The following is a 4148-nucleotide window of genomic DNA, read 5'->3' as shown; positions in this document are numbered from 1 at the left end:
ATATAGAACTGTGTTCTAAAAATATGTAATACTGTTCTAGAAGGTAGGTGTTAATAAATGAATACTTTATTTCAAAAGGGTCAAGGTATTTTTAATAAATATATTGGCTTTTTCTTTTTGGCTGTATTATTCCTTTGGATTAAAACATATGTAGTTCAACTAACACAGTTTGACTTAGGGATAGAGAATTATTTACAAAAGTTTTTATTATTTATTAATCCGTTAGGATCATCACTGTTCTTTTTAGGGCTGGCATCTTTTTCTAAGGGCCGTAAAAAATATATTTGGTTAATTATTATCGACTTTTTCTTGTCGTTTCTTTTATATGCTAATGTCGTTTATTATCGTTTCTTTAATGATTTTATTACACTCCCGACATTAACCCAAACACAAAATTTTGGTGACGTAAGCAGCAGTGTCACTTCCTTATTAAGGCCTTATGATTATTTGTTTTTTGTGGATATCGTTGTTTTGATTGCTTTAATGGCTTTTCGTTTTGTAAAACTTGAGGTCAAAGATATGGGCCGCCATAAATTAGCTGCTTTATTTTCCATAACATTATTCATATCATGTACCAATCTTGCATTAGCTGAAGTTGATCGTCCTCAATTATTGACAAGAGGATTTGATCGTAACTATATTGTGAAGTATTTAGGGATGTATAATTATACGATTTACGATGCAATTAATAGTACAAAAGCATCTGCTCAAAGAGTTATGGCAAACAGTGATGACGTTACAGAAGTCCTCAATTATACGCAATCAAACTATGCTAGTCCGAATCCGAAGTACTTTGGTGCCGGTAAAGGTATGAATGTGATTTATTTACATCTTGAATCAATGCAAAACTTCCTAATTAATTACAAATTAAATGGTGAAGAAGTGACTCCATTTTTAAATTCATTAACAAAAGATAAGAATACTCAATATTTTGATAACTTTTTCCATCAGACTGCCCAAGGTAAAACATCTGATGCAGAATTTATGCTGGAAAACTCGTTATTCGGGTTACCACAAGGCTCGGCTTTTACTACTAAGGGTTTAAATACGTTCCAGGCTGCTCCAGCTATTTTAGGACAGAATGGATATACTTCAGCCGTTTTCCATGGGAATTCGGGAAGTTTTTGGAACCGAAATGAAATTTATAAATCGTTTGGGTATGACAAATTTTTTGATTCACAATACTATAAATTGGACTCAGGTAACTTGGCGGAATATGGACTAATGGACAAGCCTTTCTTTAATCAATCTATTCCATTATTAGAAACTTTGCCGCAGCCATTTTATACAAAATTTATTACTGTCTCAAATCATTATCCTTACCCTCTTGATGAAAAGGAAGCTACCATCGCACCAGCTACTACGGGGGATAAATCAGTTGATTCGTACTTCCAGACAGCCCGTTACGCAGACGAAGCGTTAAAGCAATTCTTTGATTACTTGAAGAAATCAGGTCTATATGATCATTCCATTATTATTATGTACGGTGACCACTACGGTATTTCAGAAAACCATAATAATGCTATGGAAAAAGTGCTTGGAAAAGAAATTACTCCTTTTGAAAGCACTGGATTACAACGTGTGCCTTTCTTCATTCGTGTACCGGGTATGGAAGGCGGAGTAAACCACGAATATGGTGGACAAGTTGATATTCTTCCTACACTGCTGCATTTGTTAGGTATTGATACAAAAAATTATATTCAATTTGGAACGGATTTATTGTCTGAACAGCACGATGATCTGATTCCATTCCGCAATGGAGATTTTGTTAGTCCAACGATTACCTCTGTTGGTGGCAAATTCTATAATTCCAATAACGGTATGAAATTAGATGATGATCAGGTAGAAGAGGCTAAGAAAGATCAAAAAATCGTAGAAGAAAAGTTGTTACTTTCGGATAAGGTTGTGAATGGGGATTTATTACGTTTCTACACCCCTCAAAACTTTACTCCAGTTGATCGTTCAAAATACGATTATAATAAAAAAGATAAAACGGATTCCAATAAATAATAAATAATAAATAATAAATAATAAATAATAAATAATAAATAATAAATAAGCCAGCTGCCCGAGGATTATCTTGGGCAGTTTATTTGTATTTCCCTTCCAGGGATTGACTAAGTAAAATATTTATGTTATTTAAAATAATGGTTAGCACTCAAAGTAACGGAGTGCTAACGAGTAAATAAAGGAATGGATTTTTCAAATTTGAAAGGGGATATCTTAAATGGTGGAAACAAAACAGTTTCAAGCAGAATCTAAACGGCTATTAGACATGATGATTAACTCCATTTATACTCATCGTGAGATTTTTCTAAGAGAGCTTATCTCCAATGCCAGCGATGCCATTGACAAACTCTATTATAAAGCTCTAACAGATGAATCTTTAACCTTTGATAAAGAAAGCTACTACATAAAGGTAAATGCGGATAAGGCAGGCAGGACTTTGACAATCACCGATACTGGAATTGGGATGACAAAGGAAGAGCTTGAAAATAATCTTGGAACCATTGCCAAGAGCGGCTCATTAGCCTTTAAAAGTGAAAATGAAGTGAAAGATGGCCATGAAATCATTGGTCAATTTGGTGTCGGGTTTTATTCGGCCTTTATGGTAGCTGACGTTGTTACTGTTACCAGCAAAGCATTAGGTAGTAATACGGCTTACAAATGGGAATCTCGTGGAGCGGAAGGCTATACGATCGTGCCATGTGAGAAAGATTCCGTAGGTACGGAAATAATTTTAAAAATTAAAGAGAATAGCGAAGACGAGAATTACGATGAGTATTTAGAGGAATATCGTTTAAAATCAATCATTAAAAAATACTCAGACTTTATTCGCTACCCAATTAAAATGGAGGTTTCTTCAAGAAGACTTAAAGAAGGCAGCGAAAATGAATACGAGGATTATCAAGAAGAACAAACCATCAATAGTATGGTTCCAATTTGGCGCAAGAACAAAAAGGACCTGACTGATGAAGATTATGCTAATTTCTATGCAGAAAAGCATTATGGTTTTGATAAGCCATTAAAGCATATCCATATCAGTGTTGATGGGGCAGTCAGATATAATGCCATCCTTTATATCCCGGAAAACATTCCGTTTGACTACTATTCTCCTGAATTTGAAAAGGGCTTAGAGCTTTATTCCAGTGGAGTATTAATCATGAACAAATGCTCTGATTTACTTCCGGATTACTTTAGCTTTGTTAAAGGTATGGTCGACTCGGAGGATTTATCACTGAATATTTCACGTGAAATGCTGCAGCATGATCGCCAGTTAAAGCTGATCGCGAAAAATATCAGCAAGAAAATCAAAAGCGAATTACAAACTTTAATGAAAAATGAACGCGAAAAATATGATGAATTTTACAAGTCATTTGGCAGACAACTAAAATACGGTGTATATAGTGATTTCGGAACACATAAAGAAGAATTGCAGGATCTATTGATGTTCTATTCATCTAAAGAAAAGAAAATGGTAACATTAGATGAATATGTTTCAAGAATGCCGGTGGACCAGAAATATATTTATTATGCTACCGGTGATTCTATTGAAAGAATTGAAAAATTGCCGCAGACGGAGCTCGTAGCAGACAAGGGTTATGAGATTCTATATTTCACCGATGATATTGACGAGTTTGCGATCAAAATGCTGATGAACTATAAGGAAAAAGAATTCAAATCTGTCTCTAGTGGTGATCTCGGAATTGAGGCAGATGATAAGCAGAATGATTCAGTAGAAGAGACTGAAAACAAGGACCTCTTTGATTATATGAAAAACATCTTATCCGGCAAAGTAACGGATGTTAGGGTTTCAAAAAGATTAAAAACCCATCCAGTATGTTTAACCACTGATGGTGAAGTAACGATTGAGATGGAGAAAGTTTTAAAAGCTATGCCTGGCAACCAAAACATAAAAGCAGACAAGGTATTAGAGATTAATACAAATCATGAAGTATTTAAATCGTTAAAGGATTCTTTTACGAATGATAAAGAAAAACTGTCTTTATACACCAGCCTGTTGTACAACCAAGCCTTGTTAATTGAAGGTCTGCCGATTAATGATCCGGTTGAGTTTACTAATGATATTTGCAAAATCATGGTTTAAATAAAAAGGATTGCAAGCGAGGCTTGCAATCCTTTTTATT

At 34.4% G+C, this 4148-nt stretch carries 2 protein-coding genes; both read left to right on the top strand.

Features of this window, described 5'->3' with window-relative positions; all coding sequences use genetic code 11:
• Nucleotides 1–57 precede the first annotated feature (57 nt).
• Nucleotides 58–2010 (top strand): LTA synthase family protein, encoded by a 1953-nt coding sequence (locus tag V7161_RS29630; protein WP_335716352.1) that lies wholly within the window; start codon nucleotides 58–60, stop codon nucleotides 2008–2010.
• Nucleotides 2011–2227: 217 nt separating this feature from the next.
• Nucleotides 2228–4108, top strand: a complete 1881-nt coding sequence (gene htpG, locus V7161_RS29625) for a molecular chaperone HtpG (protein ID WP_420491693.1) — start codon at nucleotides 2228–2230, stop codon at nucleotides 4106–4108.
• Nucleotides 4109–4148: the final 40 nt, after the last annotated feature.

This window comes from Neobacillus drentensis, from assembly GCF_036965425.1.
GTDB lineage: Bacteria > Bacillota > Bacilli > Bacillales > Cytobacillaceae > Neobacillus > Neobacillus drentensis_F.
The sequence above is the reverse complement of the archived record's forward strand: the minus strand, read 5'-3'. Positions and strand labels throughout refer to the sequence as shown.

Bases quoted from the DNA above. Each gene is read 5' to 3' on its own strand.
- V7161_RS29630 (WP_335716352.1), top strand. From the start codon at position 58: ATGAATACTTTATTTCAAAAGGGTCAAGGTATTTTTAATAAATATATT.
- htpG (WP_420491693.1), top strand. From the start codon at position 2,228: ATGGTGGAAACAAAACAGTTTCAAGCAGAATCTAAACGGCTATTAGAC.